Source organism: Rhodococcus sovatensis, from assembly GCF_037327425.1.
Classification (GTDB): Bacteria; Actinomycetota; Actinomycetes; order Mycobacteriales; family Mycobacteriaceae; genus Rhodococcoides; species Rhodococcoides sovatense.
In genome coordinates this window covers 1,303,031-1,325,753 of record NZ_CP147846.1, presented here as the reverse complement: position 1 = coordinate 1,325,753, position 22,723 = coordinate 1,303,031, and the positions used below count along the sequence as shown (strand labels likewise).

The 22,723-nt window shown below is 63.7% G+C and carries 23 protein-coding genes; 8 read left to right on the top strand and 15 right to left on the bottom strand.

All coding sequences use genetic code 11. From position 1 onward, the window contains the following. Positions 1–172: 172 nt before the first annotated feature. Positions 173–1,558 carry a glycine--tRNA ligase gene (locus tag WDS16_RS06130; RefSeq protein ID WP_338891279.1) on the bottom strand — a complete coding sequence of 462 codons (1,386 nt, stop codon included), beginning with the start codon at positions 1,556–1,558 and terminating at the stop codon, positions 173–175. A 246-nt stretch (positions 1,559–1,804) separates the two neighbouring features. On the opposite strand from WDS16_RS06130, the gene WDS16_RS06125 reads away from it, so the two are divergent. Together WDS16_RS06125 and WDS16_RS06120 are read left to right on the top strand one after the other, a co-directional pair. Then, positions 1,805–2,161: an ArsR/SmtB family transcription factor gene (locus WDS16_RS06125; protein ID WP_422395816.1), complete on the top strand. Its 357-nt coding sequence runs from the start codon at positions 1,805–1,807 to the stop codon at positions 2,159–2,161. Positions 2,162–2,165: 4 nt separating this feature from the next. Further along, positions 2,166–2,603: a Fur family transcriptional regulator gene (locus tag WDS16_RS06120; protein ID WP_338891278.1), complete on the top strand. Its 438-nt coding sequence runs from the start codon at positions 2,166–2,168 to the stop codon at positions 2,601–2,603. A 1-nt stretch (position 2,604) separates the two neighbouring features. Here WDS16_RS06120 and WDS16_RS06115 read toward each other — a convergent pair whose 3' ends face one another. The 11 genes from WDS16_RS06115 to hrcA form a co-directional block, all read right to left on the bottom strand. Further along, entirely contained in the window at positions 2,605–3,000 is a 396-nt protein-coding gene (locus WDS16_RS06115) for a hypothetical protein (RefSeq protein WP_338891277.1), read from the bottom strand. Beyond that, on the bottom strand, positions 2,993–3,811 hold the full coding sequence (locus WDS16_RS06110) for an isoprenyl transferase (RefSeq protein WP_338891275.1): 819 nt from the start codon (positions 3,809–3,811) through the stop codon (positions 2,993–2,995). The genes WDS16_RS06115 and WDS16_RS06110 overlap by 8 nt, the downstream gene beginning before the upstream one ends. After that, a complete protein-coding gene (gene recO, locus WDS16_RS06105) occupies positions 3,768–4,592 on the bottom strand; it encodes a DNA repair protein RecO (RefSeq protein WP_338891273.1) in 825 nt (274 codons plus the stop codon). Before recO ends, WDS16_RS06110 begins: the two co-directional genes overlap by 44 nt. Before the next feature lie 67 nt (positions 4,593–4,659). Continuing rightward, on the bottom strand, positions 4,660–5,574 hold the full coding sequence (gene era, locus WDS16_RS06100; RefSeq protein WP_068378772.1) for a GTPase Era: 915 nt from the start codon (positions 5,572–5,574) through the stop codon (positions 4,660–4,662). A gap of 63 nt (positions 5,575–5,637) precedes the next feature. Beyond that, positions 5,638–6,966, bottom strand: a complete 1,329-nt coding sequence (locus tag WDS16_RS06095) for a hemolysin family protein (protein ID WP_338891270.1) — start codon at positions 6,964–6,966, stop codon at positions 5,638–5,640. After that, complete coding sequence (ybeY, locus tag WDS16_RS06090) at positions 6,963–7,505, bottom strand: rRNA maturation RNase YbeY (protein WP_338891269.1); 543 nt, start codon at positions 7,503–7,505, stop codon at positions 6,963–6,965. The genes WDS16_RS06095 and ybeY overlap by 4 nt, the downstream gene beginning before the upstream one ends. A gap of 54 nt (positions 7,506–7,559) precedes the next feature. Next, complete coding sequence (locus WDS16_RS06085) at positions 7,560–8,561, bottom strand: PhoH family protein (protein WP_338893265.1); 1,002 nt, start codon at positions 8,559–8,561, stop codon at positions 7,560–7,562. 151 nt (positions 8,562–8,712) lie between these two features. Further along, a complete protein-coding gene (locus tag WDS16_RS06080; RefSeq protein ID WP_338891268.1) occupies positions 8,713–9,459 on the bottom strand; it encodes an alpha/beta hydrolase family protein in 747 nt (248 codons plus the stop codon). After that, the gene (locus WDS16_RS06075) at positions 9,456–10,232 is read right to left on the bottom strand and encodes a 16S rRNA (uracil(1498)-N(3))-methyltransferase (RefSeq protein WP_338891266.1); all 777 of its coding nucleotides are present in this window, start codon (positions 10,230–10,232) and stop codon (positions 9,456–9,458) included. The genes WDS16_RS06080 and WDS16_RS06075 overlap by 4 nt, the downstream gene beginning before the upstream one ends. Positions 10,233–10,234: 2 nt before the next feature. Beyond that, on the bottom strand, positions 10,235–11,389 hold the full coding sequence (dnaJ, locus tag WDS16_RS06070; RefSeq protein ID WP_338893264.1) for a molecular chaperone DnaJ: 1,155 nt from the start codon (positions 11,387–11,389) through the stop codon (positions 10,235–10,237). A gap of 82 nt (positions 11,390–11,471) precedes the next feature. Beyond that, positions 11,472–12,515 (bottom strand): heat-inducible transcriptional repressor HrcA, encoded by a 1,044-nt coding sequence (gene hrcA / locus WDS16_RS06065; protein WP_338891264.1) that lies wholly within the window; start codon positions 12,513–12,515, stop codon positions 11,472–11,474. Between the two features lie 126 nt (positions 12,516–12,641). Between hrcA and WDS16_RS06060 the strand changes: the two genes are divergently transcribed. Continuing rightward, on the top strand, positions 12,642–12,947 hold the full coding sequence (locus WDS16_RS06060; protein ID WP_068378754.1) for a type II toxin-antitoxin system VapB family antitoxin: 306 nt from the start codon (positions 12,642–12,644) through the stop codon (positions 12,945–12,947). Between the two features lie 19 nt (positions 12,948–12,966). Here WDS16_RS06060 and hemW read toward each other — a convergent pair whose 3' ends face one another. Continuing rightward, on the bottom strand, positions 12,967–14,175 hold the full coding sequence (gene hemW / locus WDS16_RS06055) for a radical SAM family heme chaperone HemW (RefSeq protein WP_338891261.1): 1,209 nt from the start codon (positions 14,173–14,175) through the stop codon (positions 12,967–12,969). Positions 14,176–14,561: 386 nt separating this feature from the next. Here hemW and WDS16_RS06050 point away from each other — a divergent pair, with 386 nt between their 5' ends. Genes WDS16_RS06050 through WDS16_RS06030 form a run of 5 tightly spaced genes read left to right on the top strand, consistent with a single transcriptional unit; the run spans position 14,562 to position 20,086 of the window. After that, the gene (locus WDS16_RS06050) at positions 14,562–16,295 is read left to right on the top strand and encodes a nitrite/sulfite reductase (protein ID WP_338891259.1); all 1,734 of its coding nucleotides are present in this window, start codon (positions 14,562–14,564) and stop codon (positions 16,293–16,295) included. Continuing rightward, entirely contained in the window at positions 16,292–17,017 is a 726-nt protein-coding gene (locus tag WDS16_RS06045) for a phosphoadenylyl-sulfate reductase (RefSeq protein ID WP_422395760.1), read from the top strand. Before WDS16_RS06050 ends, WDS16_RS06045 begins: the two co-directional genes overlap by 4 nt. Then, entirely contained in the window at positions 17,014–17,973 is a 960-nt protein-coding gene (cysD, locus tag WDS16_RS06040; protein WP_338891257.1) for a sulfate adenylyltransferase subunit CysD, read from the top strand. Before WDS16_RS06045 ends, cysD begins: the two co-directional genes overlap by 4 nt. Continuing rightward, complete coding sequence (locus WDS16_RS06035) at positions 17,973–19,304, top strand: sulfate adenylyltransferase subunit 1 (RefSeq protein WP_338891256.1); 1,332 nt, start codon at positions 17,973–17,975, stop codon at positions 19,302–19,304. Before cysD ends, WDS16_RS06035 begins: the two co-directional genes overlap by 1 nt. Then, entirely contained in the window at positions 19,301–20,086 is a 786-nt protein-coding gene (locus tag WDS16_RS06030) for a sirohydrochlorin chelatase (protein WP_338891255.1), read from the top strand. The genes WDS16_RS06035 and WDS16_RS06030 overlap by 4 nt, the downstream gene beginning before the upstream one ends. 1 nt (position 20,087) lies before the next feature. On the opposite strand, the gene WDS16_RS06025 is transcribed toward WDS16_RS06030, so the two are convergent. Both WDS16_RS06025 and WDS16_RS06020 read right to left on the bottom strand, forming a co-directional pair. After that, complete coding sequence (locus WDS16_RS06025; RefSeq protein ID WP_338891254.1) at positions 20,088–21,179, bottom strand: ABC transporter ATP-binding protein; 1,092 nt, start codon at positions 21,177–21,179, stop codon at positions 20,088–20,090. Beyond that, a complete protein-coding gene (locus WDS16_RS06020) occupies positions 21,176–22,723 on the bottom strand; it encodes an iron ABC transporter permease (protein ID WP_338891253.1) in 1,548 nt (515 codons plus the stop codon). The genes WDS16_RS06025 and WDS16_RS06020 overlap by 4 nt, the downstream gene beginning before the upstream one ends.

Genomic DNA, 22,723 nt, shown 5'->3' with positions numbered 1-22,723 from the left:
GCCTGCCCGGGCACCGAATGACTCATTCGGTGCCCGGCTTGGGTGACCGAATGAGACATTCGCTCACTCAGAGTGACCCAAACAGACATTCGGTCACTCAGAGTGACCCAAACAGACATTCGCTCACCCCAAGTGACCGAAACAGACATTCGGTCACAGAAAGGGCGGGGTGTCAGGCCCCCAACAACCGCTGAGCGAGGTAACCCTCGACCTGGTCGAGTGCGACCCGCTCCTGTGCCATGCTGTCCCGCTCACGGATTGTGACGGCATGGTCGTCGAGGGTGTCGAAGTCGACGGTGATGCAGAACGGGGTTCCGATTTCGTCCTGGCGACGGTAGCGGCGACCGATTGCGCCGGCGTCGTCGAATTCGACGTTCCAGTACTGACGCAGCTGCTGCGCGAGATCCTTGGCTTTCGGCGTCAGATCGGCGTTGCGGGAGAGCGGCAGGACCGCGACCTTGACGGGAGCGAGGCGACGGTCGAGCTTGAGCACGACGCGCTTGTCGACGCCGCCCTTTGCGTTTGGAGCCTCGTCCTCGGTGTACGCGTCGACGAGGAAGGCCATGAGCGAACGCGTCAGACCAGCCGCCGGTTCGATGACGTACGGGGTGTAGCGCGTGTCGGTGGCCTGCTCGTAGTAGCTCAGATCCTGGCCGGAGGCTTTGGAGTGCACCGACAGGTCGTAGTCGGTGCGGTTGGCGACGCCTTCGAGCTCGCCCCATTCGCTGCCCTGGAACCGGAAGCGGTACTCGATGTCGACGGTCCGCTTGGAGTAATGCGACAGCTTTTCCTTGGCGTGCTCGTACAGCCGCAGGTTCTCGGGGTCGATGCCGAGGTCGGTGTACCACTTCATGCGGTAGTCGATCCAGTACTGATGCCACTCGTCGTCCTCGCCGGGCTTGACGAAGAATTCCATCTCCATCTGCTCGAACTCACGGGTGCGGAAGATGAAGTTTCCGGGCGTGATCTCGTTGCGGAAGCTCTTACCGATCTGGCCGATGCCGAACGGAGGCTTCTTGCGTGAGGTGGTGAGTACGTTCGCGAAGTTGACGAAGATGCCCTGCGCGGTCTCGGGGCGCAGGTAGTGCAGGCCCTCTTCGTTGTCGACCGGTCCGAGGAAGGTCTTGAGCAGGCCGGAGAATGCGCGCGGCTCGGTCCACTGGCCCGGATCACCGGTTTCGGGGTCACGGATGTCGGCGAGACCGTTCTCGGGTGGACGCCCGTGCTTCTCCTCGTAGGCCTCGAGAAGATGATCGGCGCGGTAGCGCTTGTGCGTGATGAGGGACTCGACGAGCGGGTCGCTGAAGGTTTCGACGTGACCCGACGCCTCCCACACCTGGCGCGGCAGGATGACCGAGGAGTCGAGCCCGACGGTATCTTCGCGCGTGGTGATCATGTTGCGCCACCACTGCTTCTTGATGTTCTCCTTGAGCTCGACGCCCAGCGGGCCGTAGTCCCAGGCCGACTTGGTACCGCCGTAGATCTCGCCACAGGGGTAGACGAGCCCTCGACGCTTGGCGAGGTTGGCGACGGTTTCGACTTTGGACTTGGGTGCCACTGGCGGAGCTCTCCATCTTGGTGTCTTGCGAGGGGGACTTTGACAGGCAGAAGCCTATCGGTCGAGGCACATTTAACCGAACGCTCCCCACCGCGTTTGACATGCGCACTCGTGCATATCAAAATGGAAGTGGTTTGCATTAACACTCACTGGACTAGTGTGGTGTCCGAACACGAGAACTGACGAAGGAGAAATCTGTTGGCAATCCTGGAGACAGACCCTTCGAATCTCGGCGATGACCACAACGTGATCCCCGGTCATGCACAGATCCCCGGTCATGCACACGATCCGTTCGCAGCCACCCCGGCCGCGCCGGTTCCGCCGAAAGAGACGCTGACCGCCGCAGGCGACATTCTGCGCGCACTCGCGGCCCCAGTGCGGATCGCAATCGTTCTGCAATTGCGCGAATCCGAGCGCTGCGTCCACGAACTGGTCGGTGCGCTCGGGGTCACCCAACCGTTGATCAGCCAGCACCTCCGCGTCCTCAAGGCCGCCGGAGTCGTCCAAGGCGAGCGCAACGGCCGTGAAGTTCTCTACCGACTCGTCGACGATCACCTCGCTCACATCGTCGTCGACGCGGTCGCACATGCTGAGGAAGGCTGATTTCGTGACCGACAAGACCACGACCGACACCGTCCACCCCCGCAAGCCGGTCGCAGTCGGAGTGCGCGCCACCAAGCAGCGCAGTGCCATCTCCGACCTACTGGACAACATCGACGAGTTCCGCTCGGCGCAGGATCTGCACGACGAACTGCGCCGTCGCGGCGAAGGTATCGGTCTCACCACCGTCTACCGCACGCTGCAGACACTCGCCGATGCCGGCACTGTCGACGTGCTGCGGATCGACACGGGAGAATCGGTCTACCGGCGCTGTTCGTCGGGCCACCATCACCATCTCGTCTGCCGGGACTGCGGTTACACCGTCGAGGTCGAAGGACCGACCGTCGAGACGTGGTCTCAGGGCGTCGCCGAGGACAACGGTTTCACCGACGTCAGTCACACCATAGAGATCTTCGGCACCTGCAGCGAGTGCAAAGCCAAGTAGCTCAGGGCAGCAAGCCCTCGCGGGCCTTCTCCACTCCACCGAGAACCAGCACCAGCATCGTCATGAGAGCCTCGTCGTCGAGGCCACTGGCTGGAAATGTGTATCGCAACAACACATCTGCCGACTTCTCGTGCACGTTGACCGAGATCGATCCGAACTGCGAGTCCGCGTTCCGATCGGCAACCTTCTTGTGCAATGCAGCTTTGAGCGGCCGATCCCACGCTAGAACTGCCGTCAAAGACAGCACTTCCAGTCCCGGCGAGAGAGCTACCGAACGCAGCGAACACAGCGCCCCGGCATAGTCGAACCCGAGCGAACCCTCCTCACCGACCACCACGGTGGCGAACTGTGCGAGCGCCAATTCTGCACGGGACTGCAACGTCAACTGCTCACTCATATTTGACTCCACCGAATCTGCGATCTCTGGAGGCGAATTCGACGCATGCTTCCCACAGATCCCGGCGGTCGAAGTCCGGAAAAAGCTTCTTCTGAAATACGAACTCCGCGTAGGCAGATTGCCACAGTAGAAAATTCGACGTCCGCTGCTCCCCCGACGGACGTAGGAAAAGATCGACGTCCGGCATATCGGGTTCGTCGAGGTACTTGGCGACGGTCGCTTCGGTGATCTTCTCCGGATCGAGCTTGCCTGCAGCAACCAGTCGAGCGATTTCCTTTGTTGCGTCCGCGATTTCGGCTCGTCCACCGTAGTTGACGCACATCGTCAGGGTCATGACGGTGTTCTTCTTCGTCAACTCCTCGGCGACTTCGAGTTCCTTGATCACGCTGCGCCACAGGCGGGGTCGGCGGCCGGCCCATCGCACCCGGACACCCATCTCGTTCATCTCGTCCCGGCGGCGCCTGATGACGTCGCGATTGAATCCCATCAGGAACTTGACCTCGTCGGGACTGCGCTTCCAGTTCTCGGTGGAGAACGCGTAGGCCGACAGCCACTTCACCCCGATGTCGATGCAGCCGCACACCGTGTCCATGAGTACTGCTTCACCGCGCTCGTGACCCGCCGTTCTGGGCATCCCTCGGTCCTGCGCCCACCGACCGTTGCCATCCATGACCAAGGCCACGTGGCGTGGAATCAACTCCGGTTGGAGAATCGGTGGTCGTGCGCCGGACGGATGTGGATCCGGTGGACGTACCGCCGACACCTCGTCAGGCTGAGTACGCGGTTCGCGTCGCAGAATCACGGTCTTCATCCTGCCCGACGGCAGAAACCGGGGCCGAACCAGGCTCGGGCTGATGCGGCGCCGTCCGCTCGATGAGCGGCAACGTACGCAACTGTCGTTCGAGATGCCACTGCAGATGGGCAGCCACCAGTCCGCTGGCCTGACTGCGCACGGCGGTGGATGTGGTCTGTGTGTAGTCCCATTCGCCACGTTCGAGAGCGACCATCAGATCGAGTACGCCGGTCATCGGCGTCGCCGATCCCGGTGGTCTGCAGTGCACGCAGACCGATCCGCCCGCAGCGACGTGGAATGCGCGATGCGGTCCGGGCGCTGCACACCGAGCGCACTCCGTCAACGACGGCGCCCACCCGGAGAACCCCATCGCGCGGAGCAGGAAAGCGTCGAGAATCAGTTCCGGAGGGCGTGCACGGTCACCGAGAGCACGCAACGCCCCGACGGTCAGCTGATGCAGCCGTTTGGCGGGCGCATGTTCTTCTCCTGCCAACCGTTCCGCAGTTTCGAGAATCGCGCATCCGGTGGTGTAGCAGCCGTAGTCGGTGACGATGTCACCACCGAATGCATTGACGGTATGGACCTGCGTGACGATGTCGAGGTTGCGTCCGGGATGGAGAAGAACGTCGACGTGGGCAAAGGGCTCGAGCCTGGCGCCGAACTTGGATTTGGTGCGGCGCACCCCTTTGGCGACGGCTCTGACGATGCCGTTGTCTCGGGTCAGGAGCGTGACAATACGGTCGGCTTCACCCAGCTTGTGCTGGCGCAGCACGACTGCGTTGTCCCGGTATAGCCTCACGCGTTCCAGTCTCCCACGTCATGGCTCCTGCAGACCTGCGCCACTCGCACCCGACGGCCACCGAACGTCAGAACCCCAGCTTGCCCATCTGCTTGGGGTCCGTCTGCCAGTCCTTGGCGATCTTGACGTGCAGATCCAAGTAGATGCGCGTGCCCAGCAGCTTCTCGATCTGCAATCGCGATGCGGTGCCTACCTCCTTGAGCCTCGATCCACCCTTGCCGATGATGATGGCCTTCTGGCTGGAACGTTCGACGTAGAGGATTGCGTGTACGTCGAGCATGTTGTCGTGGCCCTCGCGCGGGGTGACTTCCTCGATCACCACGGCCAGCGAGTGCGGAAGCTCGTCGCGAACGCCTTCGAGCGCGGCCTCGCGGATCAGTTCGGCCATCAGGATCTCTTCGGGCTCGTCGGTGAGCTCGCCGTCGGGGTAGAACGCCGGCCCCGGCGGAAGTTCCGACGCGAGCAACTCGACGAGCTTCTCCACCTGCTCCCCCGACGCCGCAGACACGGGGATGACATGACTGTTCTCGCCCAGGAGCTTCGACAGCGACATGAGCTGCTGCACGACGCGTTCCTTCTTGACCTTGTCGATCTTGGTGATGATGCCGATCAACGTGGTCTTGGGTGCGATGTGACGCACCTGCTCGAGAATCCAGCGGTCGCCCGGCCCGATCTTCTCGTCCGCCGGAATGCAGAGGCCGATGATGTCGACTTCGGAATACGTGTCTTGCACCAGGTCGTTGAGGCGCTGCCCCAGCAGCGTTCGCGGACGGTGCAATCCGGGGGTGTCGACGAGAATGAGCTGCGCGTTCTCGCGGTGGACGATGCCGCGAATCGTGTGACGCGTCGTTTGAGGGCGAGACGAGGTGATGGCGATCTTGGAGCCGACGAGTGCATTGGTGAGTGTCGACTTTCCGGTGTTCGGCCGTCCGACGAAGCAGACGAATCCGGATCGAAAAGTGTTCTCGCTCGAATCAGTCATCGAGCACCTCCCAGCTCTCCCTGCCGCGGCGGGCTTGGGATGGTCGTCGTGGTATCGCCTGCACTATCGCGCATCGACGTCCTGTGTCTGTGTGTCCTGCTCGTCGTCGTCGGCATCTTCCGGAGTGGGCACTCGTTCCACCAATACCGTCGTGACACGCACGCGGCCCTTCTGATCCGACCCACCTTCACCGACGAGTATCAATCCGTGCGACTCGACGCGTGATCCGGGCAGCGGTACGCGACCCAGTTCGTAGCCGAGCAGCCCGCCGACCGTGTCGACGTCCTCGGATTCGATGTCGATACCGAACAACTCGCCGACATCCTCCAACGGAACACGGGACGTCACACGGTACCGTCCGTCGCCGAGGTCCTCGATAGGTGCTACCTCGTCCGAGTCGTACTCGTCGGCGATTTCTCCCACGATCTCTTCGAGGACGTCTTCGATGGTCACCAACCCTGCCGTGCCACCGTATTCGTCGACGAGAATCGCCATGTGATTTCGGTCCAGCTGCATCTCGGACAGCAGAGAGTCGAGAGCCTTCGAGTCCGGTACGAACACCGCTGGACGCATCACCTGATCGACACGGACACCTCGACCGCCGTCGGTGGAGTAATACGTCTGCTGGACAAGGTCTTTCAGATAGACGACACCGACGATGTCGTCCACGTTCTCCCCGATCACCGGGATACGCGAGTGCCCACTTCGGACCGCGAGTGAGGTGGCTTGACCGGCAGACTTGTCGGATTCGATCCACACCATCTCGGGTCTGGGAACCATCACCTCACGCGCCGAGGTGTCACCGAGTTCGAAGACGGATTGGATCATTCGACGCTCGTCGTCGGCGACAACCCCGCGTTCACGGGCCATGTCCACCAGTTCACGGAGCTCGATCTCGGAGGCGAACGGGCCGTTGCGGAAACCGCGCCCCGGGGTGATCGCGTTGCCGATCAGAATGAGCAATCGGCTGACCGGTCCGAGAATCCAGCCGAGCGCGCGCAGCGCGAACGCTGTGGACAGCGCGATGGAATAGGCGTGCTGTCTGCCGAGCGTTCTCGGACCGACGCCCACCGCGATGTAGCTGACCAGCACCATCACGATCGCGGTGACCGCGAGCGCAAGATTGTCCGACAGCAGATCCATCATGCCGCCGGCAAGCAGAACCGTCGCCGCGATCTCGCACAGAATTCGGAGCAACACCGTCAGATTCACGTATCGGGGTCGATCCGCGACGACGTTCAGCAGTCCGACGGCACCTGGTCGTTCGTCCTTGACCATGTCCTCGATGCGCGCACGCGAAACCGTGTTGAGTGCCGAATCGATGGCCGCGAACAGACCGGCAAGGGGCACCAGGACCACGGCAGAGACGACGAGTGCGGGCGCACTGCTCACAGGTTGTCGTCCCGCGCGAATCCGGTCTTGCCGAGCAACCTGTTGTCACGCGCGGCCTGCAGTTCGGCTTCCTCGGCGCGACGCAGATCCTCGTACCATTCCTCGAGGATGCGGTTCTGCAGACCGAACATCTCCTTCTCCTCGTCCGGCTCCGCATGGTCGTAGCCGAGGAGATGGAGCACGCCATGAACCGTCAGCAGCGCCAGCTCGTGCTCGAGCGGATGACCTGCCGCAGCTGCCTGATCTGCCGCGAACGACGGGCACAGCACGATGTCGCCGAGCATCGACGGGCCGGGCTCCGGGGCGTCGGGACGACCACCCGGCTCGAGCTCGTCCATCGGAAACGACATGACGTCCGTCGGCCCTGGCAGGTCCATCCAGCGCATGTGCAGATCGGCCATGGTGGCCGAGTCGACGAGCACCATCGACAGTTCGGCAGCAGGATGGACATCCATGCTCGCGATCGCGAATCGGGCCACGCTCACGAGTTCCGACTCGGAGACATTCATCCCCGATTCGTTGGACACCTCGATACTCATCTACCGCTCATTCTCTCTTTCGCACACAACTTCGCTTCGGTGAACACGGTGAGTCTATCGGCGAGCAGACCGAGGCCCACCCGAGCGTCGCGCAGCACGGTTTACGATCGGCGAGTCTCCCCCACGCGTCGACTCGAACCGCTCGTAGGCGTCGACGATCTCCGAGACCAACTGGTGCCTGACCACGTCGCTGCTGGTCAAGTGTGCGAAATGAATATCGTCGACGTCGGTCAGAATTTCGGTCGCGGCGCGCAGTCCTGAACGCGCACCTCCGGGAAGGTCGACCTGAGTGACATCGCCGGTCACGACGATCTTGGCGCCGAAACCGAGCCGGGTCAGAAACATCTTCATCTGCTCGGCGGTCGTGTTCTGCGCTTCGTCGAGAATGATGAATGCATCGTTGAGGGTGCGACCACGCATGTAGGCCAGGGGCGCGACCTCGATGACTCCCGCCTGCATGAGCTTGGGGATCGACTCGACGTCCATCATGTCGTGCAGTGCGTCGTGCAGCGGTCGAAGGTACGGATCGATCTTCTCGTGCAAGGTCCCCGGAAGGAATCCGAGGCGCTCCCCGGCTTCGACGGCCGGTCTGGTCAAGATGATGCGGCTGACCTGCTTGGCCTGCAAAGCCTGCACTGCCTTCGCCATCGCAAGGTAGGTCTTGCCGGTACCGGCGGGGCCGATTCCGAACACGATAGTGTTGGCGTCGATGGCATCGACGTAGCGCTTCTGGTTGAGAGTCTTCGGCCGAATAGTCTTACCGCGACGCGACAGAATGTCCAGGCTCAGCACATCTGCGGGCGATTCGGAGACACCCTCGGTCAGCATCGCGACGGTCCGCCGAACGGCATCGGGGGACAACGGCTGCGCACGCTTCACGACAGCGGCCAGCTCGGAAATCACGCGCTCCGCCAAGGCGACATCGGCGACCTTGCCGGACAGAGTCACTGCGTTTCCCCGAACGTGGATGTCCGCGCTCAACATCTGCTCCAGAGTCCGCAGGTTCTCGTCCGACGCTCCGAGCAGCGGCAGAACCGCTTCGGGGGCCAATTCCATGCTCGACCGAACCTGACGTTCGGCAGGAAAATCGCTGTGTTCAGTCACGTGGTGGCCAATGCCTACTTTCGGGTATCGCTGATATCGGTGCGGATCTGATACGGACGTACTGACACCGAGTTTAACGCTCTGCGCGATCAGCGCATTCCAATTAGTCCAGCACCGCGGCGAGCGTCTGCTTCCAGCACTCGCTCCCCGGCTGCAGGAACGCAAAGTGGTCCTCGCCGTCCACGACCGACAGTCGAGCGTCGTCACCGGCGTCGACTGCCTCCCCGACATACCGCTCGCTGTGCGATACCGCGACCTGCGCATCGGCCGCACCGTGAATGCAATGCACCGGAATGCCTGTCGGCAGCCGATGCAGCGGCGACGCGGAGCGATAGAGTTCCGGCGCTTCGTCGTAGCTCACGCCCAGGAGTGCCGTCACTGCCGGATTCACCGATCGGTTCGACGGCCCGACGGTCAGATCGAGAACTCCCGCCTGGGACACCACCCTCGACGGCCTTATTTCGGGGTTTTCCCGTCCTGCCAGCCAAACCGCGAGTTGACCGCCTGCCGAATGTCCGACGATCCGGACGTCGCCGCGATCGAGACGGAGCGGCGAATTCTCTTGCACGACACCATCGATGGCGTCCACAGCGTCGGACACGTCGCTGCTGACCTGCGGCCAGGTTCCGCCGGCACCGACTCGCCGGTATTCGATGTTCCATGCGGCGAACCCGGCCCGGGCGAACTCGATCGCGTACTGAGTTCCGAGGTTGAGCGCGTATCGACCACTCCAGAATCCACCGTGGATGACAACGACGACGGGAACAGGCTCCGACGCAGCAGTTTCCGGTAGATACAGATGCCCGAACTGCTCGGAGTGCTCGCCGTAGGCAATTCGGATTCGGTTCACTCGGACGATCCGAAATCGAGCGGTGCCTGCGCCCAGCGGTCCGTGATCGCACCGATCGCTCCGAGCGCGACAGCTGCTGCCGTCGATGTGCGTAACACGGTGGGACCCAACATCACTGCCGTCGCGCCGGCATCGGTCAGCCTGGCGATTTCTTTGTCATCGATCCCACCTTCGGGCCCGACGACGAGCAACGCCTCCGACACATCGCGGAACGGCAGCGAGGAGAACTCAGCCGTGGCGGCTTCGTGCAGCACTGCGACGAGGCCACCCCGATCGACGACCGACCGGACGAGCTCGACTACCCCTGCGGTGTCGTGCAGGTCGAGCACGTCCGGCACGAAGGGGCGTCGAGACTGCTTCGACGCCGCCGCCGCGACGGCTCGCCACCGGGTCACACCCTTGACGGCTTTCGCGCCCTCCCACCGGGCTACACACCGCGCGGACTGCCACGGAACGATCGAGTCGATGCCGGCTTCGGTGGCAAGTTCGACCGACAGTTCCGAGCGTTCCGCCTTGGGCAGCGCCTGGATCAGCCCGATGGTCGGGGTAGGGCGGGCAGCTTCGGATCGAGACGTCACCGCCATTTCCAGACGATCACGCTCGACCGCTGTCACGACCGTATCCGCAAGTCCACCTGCGCCGTCCGACAACAGAATGCGCTCACCGACGCGTATCCGGCGCACTGTGGCAGCGTGATGGCCCTCCTTGCCGTCGAGTACGGCTGTGCCGCCGACGCCGGGCAACGGGGTCAGATAGAAGACGGTTGCCGCCATCGTCAGCGACCGCTGAACGCTTCCCGCAGCCTGGAGAACAACCCGCCGCTGTGCTGCGACCCGGTCGTCACCACTTCGGCCGCGTCACGATCGCGGAGCCGTTTGAGATCTTCCAGAAGCTGACTCTGCTTGCTGTCGAGCCGTGCCGGGACGACGACCTCGAGATGCGCGTGCAGATCGCCGCGGACTCCGGAACGCAACTTCGGCATTCCGTGTCCTCGCAGCACTGCGACCGCCCCTGGCTGAGTTCCCTGGTCGATTGTGATGTCCGTGGGACCGTCGATAATGGCGTCCACCGACACCGATGTTCCCAGTGCCGCGTCGACCATCGGTACGCGGATGGTGCAATGCAGGTCGTCGCCGTCACGGACGAAGACCTCGTGCTGCTGCTCGACGATTTCGACGTACAGGTCTCCTGCAGGTCCGCCGCCGGGGCCGACCTCGCCCTGCGATGCAAGCCGGATACGCATCCCGTTGCTCACACCCACCGGAACCTTGACCGAGATGTCACGACGCGATCGCACACGCCCGTCGCCCGCGCACTTACGGCACGGGTCGGGGATGGTTTCACCGGCACCGCGGCACGTCGGGCAGGGACGAGACGTCATGACCTGGCCGAGGAACGAACGTTGCACGGACTGGACCTCACCGGCGCCACCGCAGGTCTCGCAGCGAACGGGCTTCGAGTCACCGTTGGTGCCCGAACCCGTACACAGATCGCACAGGATTGCAGTGTCGACGGTGATGTGCTTGGTGACGCCCGATGCGCACTCGTCGAGTGTCAGTTTCGTGCGGAGCAACGAGTCTGCTCCAGGCTGGACGCGACCACGTGGACCGCGCCCTCCGCCACCGCCACTGCCGCCGAAGAAGGCCTCGAACACGTCACCGAGACCGCCACCGAAGCCGGCGCCGCCGAACCCTCCGCCACCGCCCCCACCTTGCTGCAGTGGGTCTCCGCCGAGGTCGACGATGCGACGCTTCTCCGGATCGGACAGCACCTCGTACGCGGTCGAGATTTCCTTGAACCGAGCCTGAGCGGCCTCGTCCGGGTTCACGTCGGGGTGAAGTTCGCGAGCCAGCTTCCGGTAGGCGCGCTTGATCTCCTGGTCGGTGGCCTTCTGACCGACTCCGAGCGTTCCGTAATAGTCCCGTGCCACGTAAGTCTCTTTCGTCATGTATTTCTCTTGGATCAGTTACTCGCCGCCCGCACACCCGTTGTGCGTGGCAGCGTGGAAGTTCTCAGCGTTCGGCGAGGACCTCGCCGATGTATCTCGCAACGGCCGCGACCGATGCAATTGTTCCTGGATAGTCCATACGAGTGGGTCCCAGCACACCCATTCCTCCCAGCACCATGCCAGCCGAACCGTAGCCGGTGGAGATTACCGAGGTACCGCGCATCTCCTCGACCTGGGTTTCTTCGCCGATCCGCACCGTGACAGTGCGCGTGTCCTGCGTCACAGCAAGTAGTTTCAGCACCACGACCTGCTCTTCCAGAGCTTCGAGGACTGCGCGTAGGGAGCCAGGGAAACCTGCATCGCCAGCGAAGTCGGCCGCGTTGCGGGTGAGATTCGCCGTCCCCCCGAGAACCAATCTCTCTTCGGGATGTTCGACGAGTGATTCGATCAACACGGAGGCCGACCTGATCATCGCGTCACGCAGGGGGCCCGGTGCGTTCTCGGCCAGTTCCGCGACAGCAGCCGATGCCGCCGCCAAGCGTTTTCCTTCCAACGCGCCGCCGAGTAGGCGGCGCAGCTGTGCGAGCTCGTCATCGTCGATGACATCGCCGAGCTCGACGATTCTTTGGTCGACTCTCCCCGAATCGGTGATGAGAACCATCAACAACTTTGCCGGGGTAAGCGCAACGATCTCCAGGTGACGGACCGAAGACACCGACAAAGTCGGATATTGGACGACGGCAACCTGACGGGTCAACTGTGCCAGCAGACGCACCCCGCGCCGGAGCACATCATCGAGGTCGACCCCGTTCTCGAGGAATTCGAGGATCGCCCGACGCTCCGCAGGTGACAACGGCTTCACGTCGGCGATCCGGTCGACGAACTGCCGGTAGCCCTTGTCGGTCGGAACACGTCCTGAACTGGTGTGTGGCTGGGCGATGTATCCCTCGGCTTCGAGGACTGCCATGTCGTTGCGCACGGTAGCGCTGGAGACGCCGAGATTGTGCCGCTCGACCAGGGCGCGTGAGCCGACTGGTTCCTGAGTGGAGACGTAGTCGGCGACGATGGCGCGCAGTACTTCGAATCGTCTGTCGTCGGTGCTCGACACTTTCCACCCCTCCGATCAGGTCTTGTCGCGTAGCTCGTCGCTCGAGTCTAGTAGCCGCAGACACCTCGGCGCTCCAAGGCCTTACTGTGGTGCGGTGGCTTACTCGACTTCGACGACGTTCATCGCATGATCTTCAAAGGTGTGCGCGACGGCAAGCCGTACCCTGAGCACGGGCTTTCCTTACGCGACTGGTCCAAGATCCCGCCTCGCCAACTGCGACTGGACGAGATCGTGACGACGACGAAAGTCCTCGAACTCGACCGACTGCTGTCCGAGGATTCGACGTTCTACGGCGATCTGTTCCCGCATGCGGTGCACTACCGCGGCGTGGTGTATCTCGAGGACGGACTGCACCGAGCCGTCCGGGCGGCGCTCCGAAATCGGACCGTGTTACATGCCCGGGTGTTCGACTACGACCTACTCGGGGCCTGAGCACTTCCGAGCGCGGGCCTCACGCGGCAATGGTGCGCACCACGGCGTCGGCGAGCAGCCGTCCACGGTCGGTGAGTACGTAACTTGCACCCTCGACGACCATCAGACCGTCTGCGACGACCTTGTCGGCAGCCACGCGCTCCGCGTCCGCGAGGGCATCGGCGGGCAACCCGGTCCGAAGCCGGATCTTGAGCATGAGTTCTTCGAGGTGGCGATCCTCCGCAGTGAGTAGCTCGCTCCCCGCGACGGGGAAGGCACCGGACGCCAGTTGTTCCGAGTAGCGAGCTGGGTGTTTGACGTTCCAGAAGCGGGTGCCACCGATGTGGCTGTGGGCGCCGGGACCAGCGCCCCACCAGTCGCCGCCGTCCCAGTATCCGACGTTGTGCTTGCACTCGGCGTCAGCGCCGGTGGCCCAGTTGGACACCTCGTACCAGTGCAGACCGGCGCTCGACAGCGCCGAATCGATGCGCTCGTATCGGCTGGCGAGCACATCGTCGTCGGGCATGGGAAGTTCTCCCCGACGCACCTTGCGCGCCATGGCAGTCCCGTCCTCGACGATGAGTGCATACGCGGACACGTGATCGACGCCTGCGTCGAGCACGGCCGTCAGCGAGGAGTCCAGGTCGATGTCGCGCTCGCCGGGTGTGCCGTAGATGAGGTCGAGGTTGACGTGCTCGAATCCGGCACGCCGCGCTTCCTTCGCTGCTTCGACCGCGCGTCCGGGAGTGTGCGTGCGATCGAGAACAGCCAGCACATGTGGCGCCGCCGACTGCATCCCGAGGGACACCCTGGTGAAACCCCCTGCACGAAGTCGATCGAAGAACTCGGGCGACGTCGACTCCGGGTTCGATTCGGTGGTGACCTCGCCCCCACTGGTCAGACCGAAACTCCCCCGTACCGCGGCCAGGACTTCCGACAGGCCGTCGCCGCCCAGCAACGACGGTGTCCCGCCCCCGACGAACACGGTGTCGGCTGTCGGGACCATCCCGACTCGTTCGGTCATAAGCGACGCGGCCGCGTCGAGCTCGCGGCGAAGCCCTTCCAACCACGATGCGGGCGAGGCGGAGGTTCCCAGCTCACCGGCGGTGTAGGTGTTGAAATCGCAGTATCCGCACCGAGTCGCACAGAACGGAACGTGGACATAGACGCCGAACGGCCGCCGACCCACACCGTCGAATGCCTCGTCGGGCAATTCGAGCGCGACAGTGGGTGCAGCGAGAAGATTCACCGTCCCAGTCTCCCAGAAGCGCCGACACCCCCGTTCCATGCGCACGCCGAAAGAACTTTCACCGGCACTGCCAGCCTATTTACCGCGAATTCGGGGTAAATAGGCCGCCCGTGGACGGACCAGGGGCGATGTCGTGGCACAATGGGCCCCGTGACTGACTTCGGGATACGGCTGGTGGCGCGACGCCATGTCGATCTCAAGCGTGTCTGCAGTTCGTCGTGTCGATGCTGGACGAGCGTGTAGCCGAGCTCTGCGCCGGCCCGCTCCACCCCGATTTCTCTTGCAGCACCACGTCAGAACCACTCGGTCCGTCCGGAAGATGCGTGAACGGACAGTCGCACGACTGTCGCGAGCCGTCCGGAGAGCACAGATCCAGGAGCACATCGATGTCGTCGACCACCGACGCTGCCACGCCCGAGGCGTCATCCACGCCTGCACGCGTAGCCCCACGGGAGCGCACTCCGCGCCCCACCAAGCGGCGCGCCGAGGGACAGTGGGCTCTCGGATACCGCGAACCGCTCAATCCGAACGAACAGTCCAAGAAGGACGACAACCCGCTCAACGTTCGTGCCCGCATCGAGAACATCTACTCGAAGCAGGGGTTCGACAGCATCGACAAGAGCGACCTACGCGGCCGGTTCCGGTGGTGGGGGCTCTACACCCAGCGTGAGCAAGGATACGACGGCACCTTCACCCACGACGACAACATCGACATGCTCGAGGCCAAGTACTTCATGATGCGCATCCGGTGCGATGCGGGTGCACTCAACCTCGAGCAGGTCCGAACGTTGGCCGGTATCTCCCAGGAGTTCGCCCGGGACACAGCGGACCTGTCGGACCGAGAGAACGTTCAGTACCACTGGATCGAGGTCGAGAACGTACCGGAGATCTGGCGTCGCATCGAGGCCGTCGGACTGAAGACGACCGAAGCGTGCGGGGACTGCCCGCGCGTCGTGCTCGGCTCTCCCCTCGCCGGTGAAGCCGTCGACGAAGTGCTCGACCCGACTTCGGCCATCGACGAGATCGTCGAGCGCTACATCGGCAAACCCGAGTACTCCAACCTCCCCCGCAAGTTCAAGACCGCGATCTCCGGCCTGCAGGACGTAGTGCACGAGGTCAACGACTGCGCCTTCATCGGTGTCGACCACCCGGAGCACGGCCCCGGACTCGATCTGTGGGTCGGCGGCGGGCTCTCGACCAACCCGATGCTCGCTCAGCGTGTCGGTGTCTGGGTGCCCCTCGAGGACGTGCCGGACGTCTGGGAAGGCGTCGTCTCGATCTTCCGCGATTACGGCTACCGCCGGCTTCGCACCAAGGCCCGCCTGAAGTTCCTGATCAAGGACTGGGGCATCGAGAAGTTCCGGCAGGTACTCGAGGACGAATACCTGCACCGCAAACTGATCGACGGACCTGCCCCGGAGAAGCCGACACGTCCGCGCGACCACGTCGGAATCCAGAAGCTCAAGAACGGCCTCAACGCCGTCGGAGTCGCCCCGATCGCCGGTCGCATCTCCGGCACCATCATGGCCAAGATCGCCGACGCGGCCGAGAAGGCCGGCTCGGATCGAATCCGTTTCACGCCGTACCAGAAGCTCATCGTGCTCGACGTTCCCGACGCCAAGCTCGAAGAGCTCATCGAAGATCTCGACGCTCTCGGACTACCTGCTCGCCCCTCGCATTGGCGCAAGAACCTGATGGCGTGCAGCGGAATCGAGTTCTGCAAGTTGTCGTTCGCCGAAACCCGCAAGCGCTCACAGGTTCTCGTACCCGATCTGGAGGAGCGCCTGGCCGACATCAACACCCAGCTCGACGTTCCGGTCACCATCAACATCAACGGTTGCCCCAACTCGTGCGCGCGCTCGCAGATCGCCGACATCGGCTTCAAGGGCCAGCTCGTCGACGACGGCGACGGGAATCAAGTGGAGGGTTTCCAGGTTCACCTGGGAGGCAGCCTCGGCCTGGACAGTGCATTCGGCCGAAAGCTGCGCCAGCACAAGGTGAACAGCACCGAGTTGGGTGACTACATCGAACGAGTGGTGCGGAATTTCGTCAAGAACAAAAGCGAGGACGAGCGGTTCGCGCAGTGGGCCGTACGAGCAGACGAGGCGGATTTGCGATGAGCACACCGATATCTTCGACACGAATGGACCTGTCGGTCGACGAACTGAAGGCGATCGCCGAGCGCGGCGCCCGTGAACTCGACGGTGCCGATGCAGCAGCGTTGATGGAGTGGACCGAGCGCGAGTTCGGCAAGAACTACATCGTCGCATCCAACATGCAGGACGGGGTCCTGGTTCACCTTGCAACGCAGGTGCATCCGGGAGTCGACGTTCTGTTTCTCGACACCGGATACCACTTCGCCGAGACCATCGGCACACGTGACGCGGTCGAGGCCGTATACGGCGTCAACGTCATCAATGCCCGTGCCGAGGCGAGCGTCGCGCAGCAGGATTCCATCGAGGGCAAGGACCTGTTCGCGCGTGAACCCAATCGCTGCTGCGCCATGCGTAAGGTCGCGCCGCTGAAGAAGGAACTGGCCAACTACAGCGCATGGGTCACCGGCATCCGACGCGTCGAAGCCCCCACTCGTGCGAACGCGCCACTCATCTCCTTCGACGACGCGTTCGGGCTCGTGAAGATCAATCCGATCGCAGCATGGTCGGACGACGACATGCAGCGGTACATCGACGAGCACTCCATCCTCGTCAATCCGCTCGTCGACGAGGGATATCCATCGATCGGGTGCGCACCGTGCACCGTCAAACCCGCCCCCGGCGCCGACCCGCGTAGCGGTCGGTGGGCCGGCAAGGCCAAGACCGAATGTGGGTTGCACGCGTCATGACATCGAATTCGACAACACTGAGCACGACTGCCGAACTCGCGCAGCGCCCGCTGCTCGACAGCGAACGCTTCGACACGCTCGACGCACTCGAGTCGGAGGCCATTCACATATTCCGTGAGGTCGCGGGCGAGTTCGAGCGACCGGTCATCTTGTTCTCCGGCGGCAAGGACTCCACCGTTCTGCTGCATCTGGCGATCAAGGCGTTCTGGCCGGCTCCGCTGCCCTTCACCCTCCTGCACGTCGATACTGGACACAATCTGCAGGAAGTGCTGGACTTCCGCGACTACGTCGTCGCGAAGTACAACCTGCGTCTGCACGTCGCGAAGGTCGAGGACTACCTCGCGGACGGACGCCTGACCGAACGCCCCGACGGCATCCGCAACCCGCTTCAGACCGTGCCACTGCTCGACTCCATCGCCGAGAACCGCTTCGACGCGGTCTTCGGCGGTGCGCGCCGCGACGAGGAACGCGCACGGGCCAAGGAGCGAATCTTTTCACTGCGCAACGCCTTCGGTCAGTGGGACCCCAAGAAGCAACGCCCAGAGCTGTGGAACCTGTACAACGGCAAGCATTCGCCGGGTGAGCAGGTTCGGGTGTTTCCACTCAGCAACTTCACCGAGCTCGACATCTGGCGCTACATCGCTCGGGAGAACGTCGAACTGGCAAGCATCTACTACGCCCACCAGCGTCCCGTCTACCAGCGCGACGGCATGTGGATGACACCCGGCGTATGGGGCGGACCGTCCGAAGCCGAAGAGCTGCAGACACTCTCGGTGCGGTACCGCACGGTCGGCGACGGCTCCACCACCGGAGCCGTCCTGTCCGACGCAGCCGACAACGAGGCCATCCTCGCTGAGGTCGCCGCATCCCGCCTCACCGAACGTGGAGCCACACGCGGCGACGACCGCGTCTCCGAGGCTGCCATGGAAGACCGCAAGCGCGAAGGATACTTCTGATGAGCAACGCCACGGCCGGTAAATCTAGTTATTCCGTAGGCACCCAGCTGCTGCGCCTGGCTACCGCCGGCAGCGTCGACGACGGCAAGTCCACCCTCGTCGGCCGCCTGCTGTACGACACGAAATCCGTACTCGCCGACCAGATCGATGCCGTCACCCGTGCATCGGTCGACCGTGGCCTAAGCACCCCCGACCTGTCGTTGCTGGTCGACGGACTGAGGGCCGAACGCGAGCAGGGCATCACCATCGACGTGGCATACCGATACTTCGCCACACCCGCGCGCTCGTTCGTCCTGGCCGACACTCCCGGGCATGTGCAGTACACCCGCAACACTGTCTCCGGCGCCTCGACGGCTCAGCTCGTGATCCTCCTGGTCGACGCCCGCAAGGGTGTCATCACGCAGACACGGAGGCACGCTGCGGTTCTCGCGCTGCTCGGTGTGCCCAAACTGGTGCTGGCGGTCAACAAGATCGACCTCGTCGAGGACCCGGCTCAGGTGTTCGCCGACATTTCCGCCGAATTCAACTCGCTCACCTCATCCCTCGGCTGGGCCACCGAAGACGTCATCGAAATCCCGGTGTCGGCGCTACACGGTGACAACGTCGCCGTTCGCTCGACGAACACGCCGTACTACGACGGACCGACTCTGATCGAGCACCTCGAGTCGGTTCCTGTGGACGCCGAACCGCATCGTGTCGGACTTCGATTCCCTGTCCAGTACGTGATCCGGCCCCGCACTGCAGAATTCCCCGACTACCGCGGATATGCGGGACAGGTCGCCGCCGGGACCGTGTCCCCCGGCGACGAGGTTCTCGTGCTGCCGTCGGGGACGCGGACGACCGTCGAGCGCATCGACACCGCGGACGGGGAACTGGCTACTGCCAACGCCGGCCGAAGCGTCACCCTGATCCTCGCCGACGACGTCGACGTCTCCCGCGGCGACACCATCGTCTCGCCACAGGATGCGCCGGAACCCATCGGCGAATTCGACGCGACGGTGTGCTGGCTCGCCGAGAAGCCGCTGCGGCCGGGCGCCCGTCTGCTGCTCAAGCACGGCACGAGGACAACTCAGGCCATCGTAGGCTCGCTCGTGGAAAAGTTCGACGAGCAGAATCTGACCGCGGAGCCGTCCCCGGAGTCGTTGGAGCTCAACGACATCGGCCGTATCTCCGTTCGCGTCGCCGAGCCGATCGTCGCCGACGATTACGCCGTCAATCGCCACACCGGCAGCTTCCTGCTGATCGATACGGCAGGCGGAAATACGCTCGCCGCAGGACTCGTCGGTGATGCCCTGTCGGCGGTGGAGCTCGGAACACCGCAATCTGCATGAATGCAACGTCCGTCCGAGCCGGCACACTGATCGCCGTCGCACACGGTAGCCGCGACCCTCGGTCGAAGCTCACCGTGGACGCGATCGTAGAGCGAATTCGATTGCGGCGCCCGGACCTGGACGTGCGGGTTGCTTTTCTCGATCTCACGGCTCCGAGCGTCGAATCCGTTCTCGACGACGTTGCTGCCGAGGGGATCCGGTACGCAACCGTGGTTCCACTACTGCTGGGCAGCGCGTTTCATGCTCGTGTGGATCTACCTGGGTTGCTCGATGCTGCGCGCGTCAGGCATCCTCGGTTGGTTCTCCGGCAAGCCGAGGTACTCGGCGACGATCGTCGCATGGTGGGTGCGTTGCGCGCCAGAATTTTCGACGCAGGGGTCGACGCAACCGATTCCAGCGTGGGTGTCGCGGTTGCCGCGGTCGGCTCCTCACACGGGCCGGCCAACCAGCGCTCGCGTGCGCTCGCTCAGCGCGTGCTGCATGGCACATCGTGGCGTGCGGCCGTCACTTGCTTTGCGACAGACCAGGACCCACGGCCGGATCGGGCACTTGCCTGCCTCGAAGAAGCCGGTGCACGCACCATCGTGATCGCACCGTGGTTCCTTGCCCCAGGTCTGCTGACCGATCGTGTGTTCGCCGAGTTCGGCACCCTCTGTCGCGACGCTATCGCGGCAGACGTGCTCCGCGATCACCCGTTCGTCGTGGACGTCGTCTCGAGCCGATACGACGCCGCAAACGACCTCACTGCGCTGGGACGGGACACGTCCGAGCGATCGGCGTGATTCAAGCGGTCACAGACTTGCTGCGATCACTGGTCTCGACTCCGACCGCGTCGAAGAATGCAACCGGTCCGGATACCTGTACCCGCACCCTCTCCCCTGGTCCGCACAGATCGGTACCACGCACCCACGCAGTCGACCTCGCGCCCGACGTGAGGTGTTCGAGCGTCTGCAGTGAGTGAGGTCCTGCGAAAACTGTCTCGACGATCACGAAATCGCCATCCGAATCGGCAGTCGGCGTGAGCTGCTCGGGCCGGACGAGCACGCGGCCGTGGCCGGATGCAACGCCTGTCACCGGGATGGTCCCGAAGATCGTCTCGGCAGCCATTCCGACCCCCATCCCCTCCACCATCATTGCTTCGCCGACGAATGCACCGACAGCCTCCGAGCTCGGGCGATGGTAAAGCTCGTGCGGCGTTCCCGTCTGAGCCGTGGATCCGTCGAGCAGAACCGTGACGCGGTCGGCCGTGGTCATCGCCTCGGTGCGGTCGTGGGTCACCAGAATCGACGGAGTTCCGCTGCTGTGCAACAACTCTCGCACTTCACGCCGAAGGCCCGAACGTAGACCGGTGTCCAGCGACGCGAACGGTTCGTCCATCAGCACAACGGATGGGTTCGGAGCGAGCGCCCGCGCGAGTGCCACACGCTGTTGCTGCCCTCCGGACAGCTCGCGAGGATCGACGTCGATCGCGTCGGGCAATCCGACGAGTTCGAGCATGGCTTCCACGCGGGAGCGGCGACGGACACGGTCACCCCGACGCTTGTGCGGCAATGGATTCACCAAGCCGAACCCGACGTTCTCGCCCACGCTCAGATGCGGGAACAGTCCGCCTTCCTGTGGCATCAATCCGATCCGCCGGTGTTCGGGCGGGACGTGCGTCGACGGTGGTGCCGCCAGCACGGTTCCGGCCAGCGTGATGGAGCCGCGATCGATGCGATGCAGACCGGCCAACGAACGGAGCAACGTTGTCTTACCGCACCCCGATGGACCCAGGACAGCGAGCATTTCCCCCGCCTCGAGGTCGAGATCGAGATCGAACAGTACTTCGCGCCTGCCGTAGGACGCGCCGAGTCCGCGTACCGAAAGCTCGCTCACAGGTTCTCCTTTCGGATCGATCGTTCGCCTCGACGACGGATCGCCCGATCGAGAACGAACGTCGGGACTGCCGAGACGATGATCAGGGCGAATGCATAGGGAGCCGCTTCGCCGTACTTGAATACCTGCGTCGTCGACCACAGTTCGGTCGCCAGGGTGTCGACCCCGCGAGGACGAAGAAGCAACGTGGCGGGCAGTTCCTTGGCGACGGTCAGGAATACCAGAGCCCCGCCCGCCGCAATTCCGGGGACTGCGATGGGCAACGTCACGCGGATGTCCGTTCGAGTGCGCGTGTTTCCCAGCGTGCGCGAAACATCCTCGAGCACAACGGGTGAGGCGTGGATCGCCGCTCTGGTCGACCCGACCGCCAACGGAAGGAACAGAACCACATAGGCCAGGACGAGCAGAGTTGCAGTTTGATAGATCGATGGGAGAAGCCGTATTCCGATGAACACGACCGCAAGTCCGACGGTGATTCCGGGCAGACCGTGCGCAATATAGGTCGACAGTTCCGCGGCCCGTGCCACCGGCGATGTCGACCGAGCGGCGTACAACGCGACGGGGAGCGCAAGGATAACCACGGCAAGTGCAGCGAGCGCCGAGTACCGCAGCGTCGCGAGGGTCGTGTCGATGACGTCGACCCAGTCGATGGTGAATCTGAAGGACCGAACCAGCCACCGTACGAGACCCAGGATCGGCACCGCCACCGCCGTCGCCAGCAGTGCAGAGACCATCAGCAGGGCCGGGAGTGTCCAGCGTCGTAGCTCGACGGGCTCCGCTGGGCGAGGTGAGCCGGACCCGATACGCGCAGTCGCGCCTCGACGAGTGCGCCGCTCGGCCAGAGTCAGAACGAGCGCCATCAGTACGAGTACGAGACCGAGGATCGATGCGGCAGTCCTGTCCAGACCGCCCCGGTAGGCACTGTAGATCCCCAGCGTGAACGCGTCGTACCGCATCAGCGCGACCGCACCGAAATCACTGATGGTGTACAGCGAAGCGAGTAACACGCCTGCGGCCGCCGACGGGGTTACATGACGTAGTTCCACGGTCAAGGCAGTGCGCAGTGCGCCTCGCCCCAGTGTTCGGGACACTTCCGCGCGCCCCGGGTCTGCCGCAGCAAACGCGGCGGCGACGGGCAACATCACGAGCGGAAAGCACGACATGGACAGCACGAGTGCCGCCCCGAAGAAACCAGCGAGCGAGGGGAATTCCGCAATCCAGACGTATCCCGAGACGTAGGAAGGGATCGCCAACGGCGCGCAGAGCGCGACGGCGAAAAACCGGCGACCCGGGAGGTCCGTCCGTGTCACCACCCACGCCGCGAGTACTCCCAGGATCAGGCATGCGATCGCGACGGCCGAGGTGAGTGCAGCCGTTCTCAACGCGAGATCGAGAGTTCGCCGACGAAACAGCAGCGTCGACGCTTTGCCCACTCCCCCCTCGAATGATCGAAGTGCAAGATAGACGAGCGGGGTCAATGCACCGAGAGCAACGATCGATGCGGCCGCCGCGAGAATCGGGCGGCCGCGGTGGAGATGCGTCAA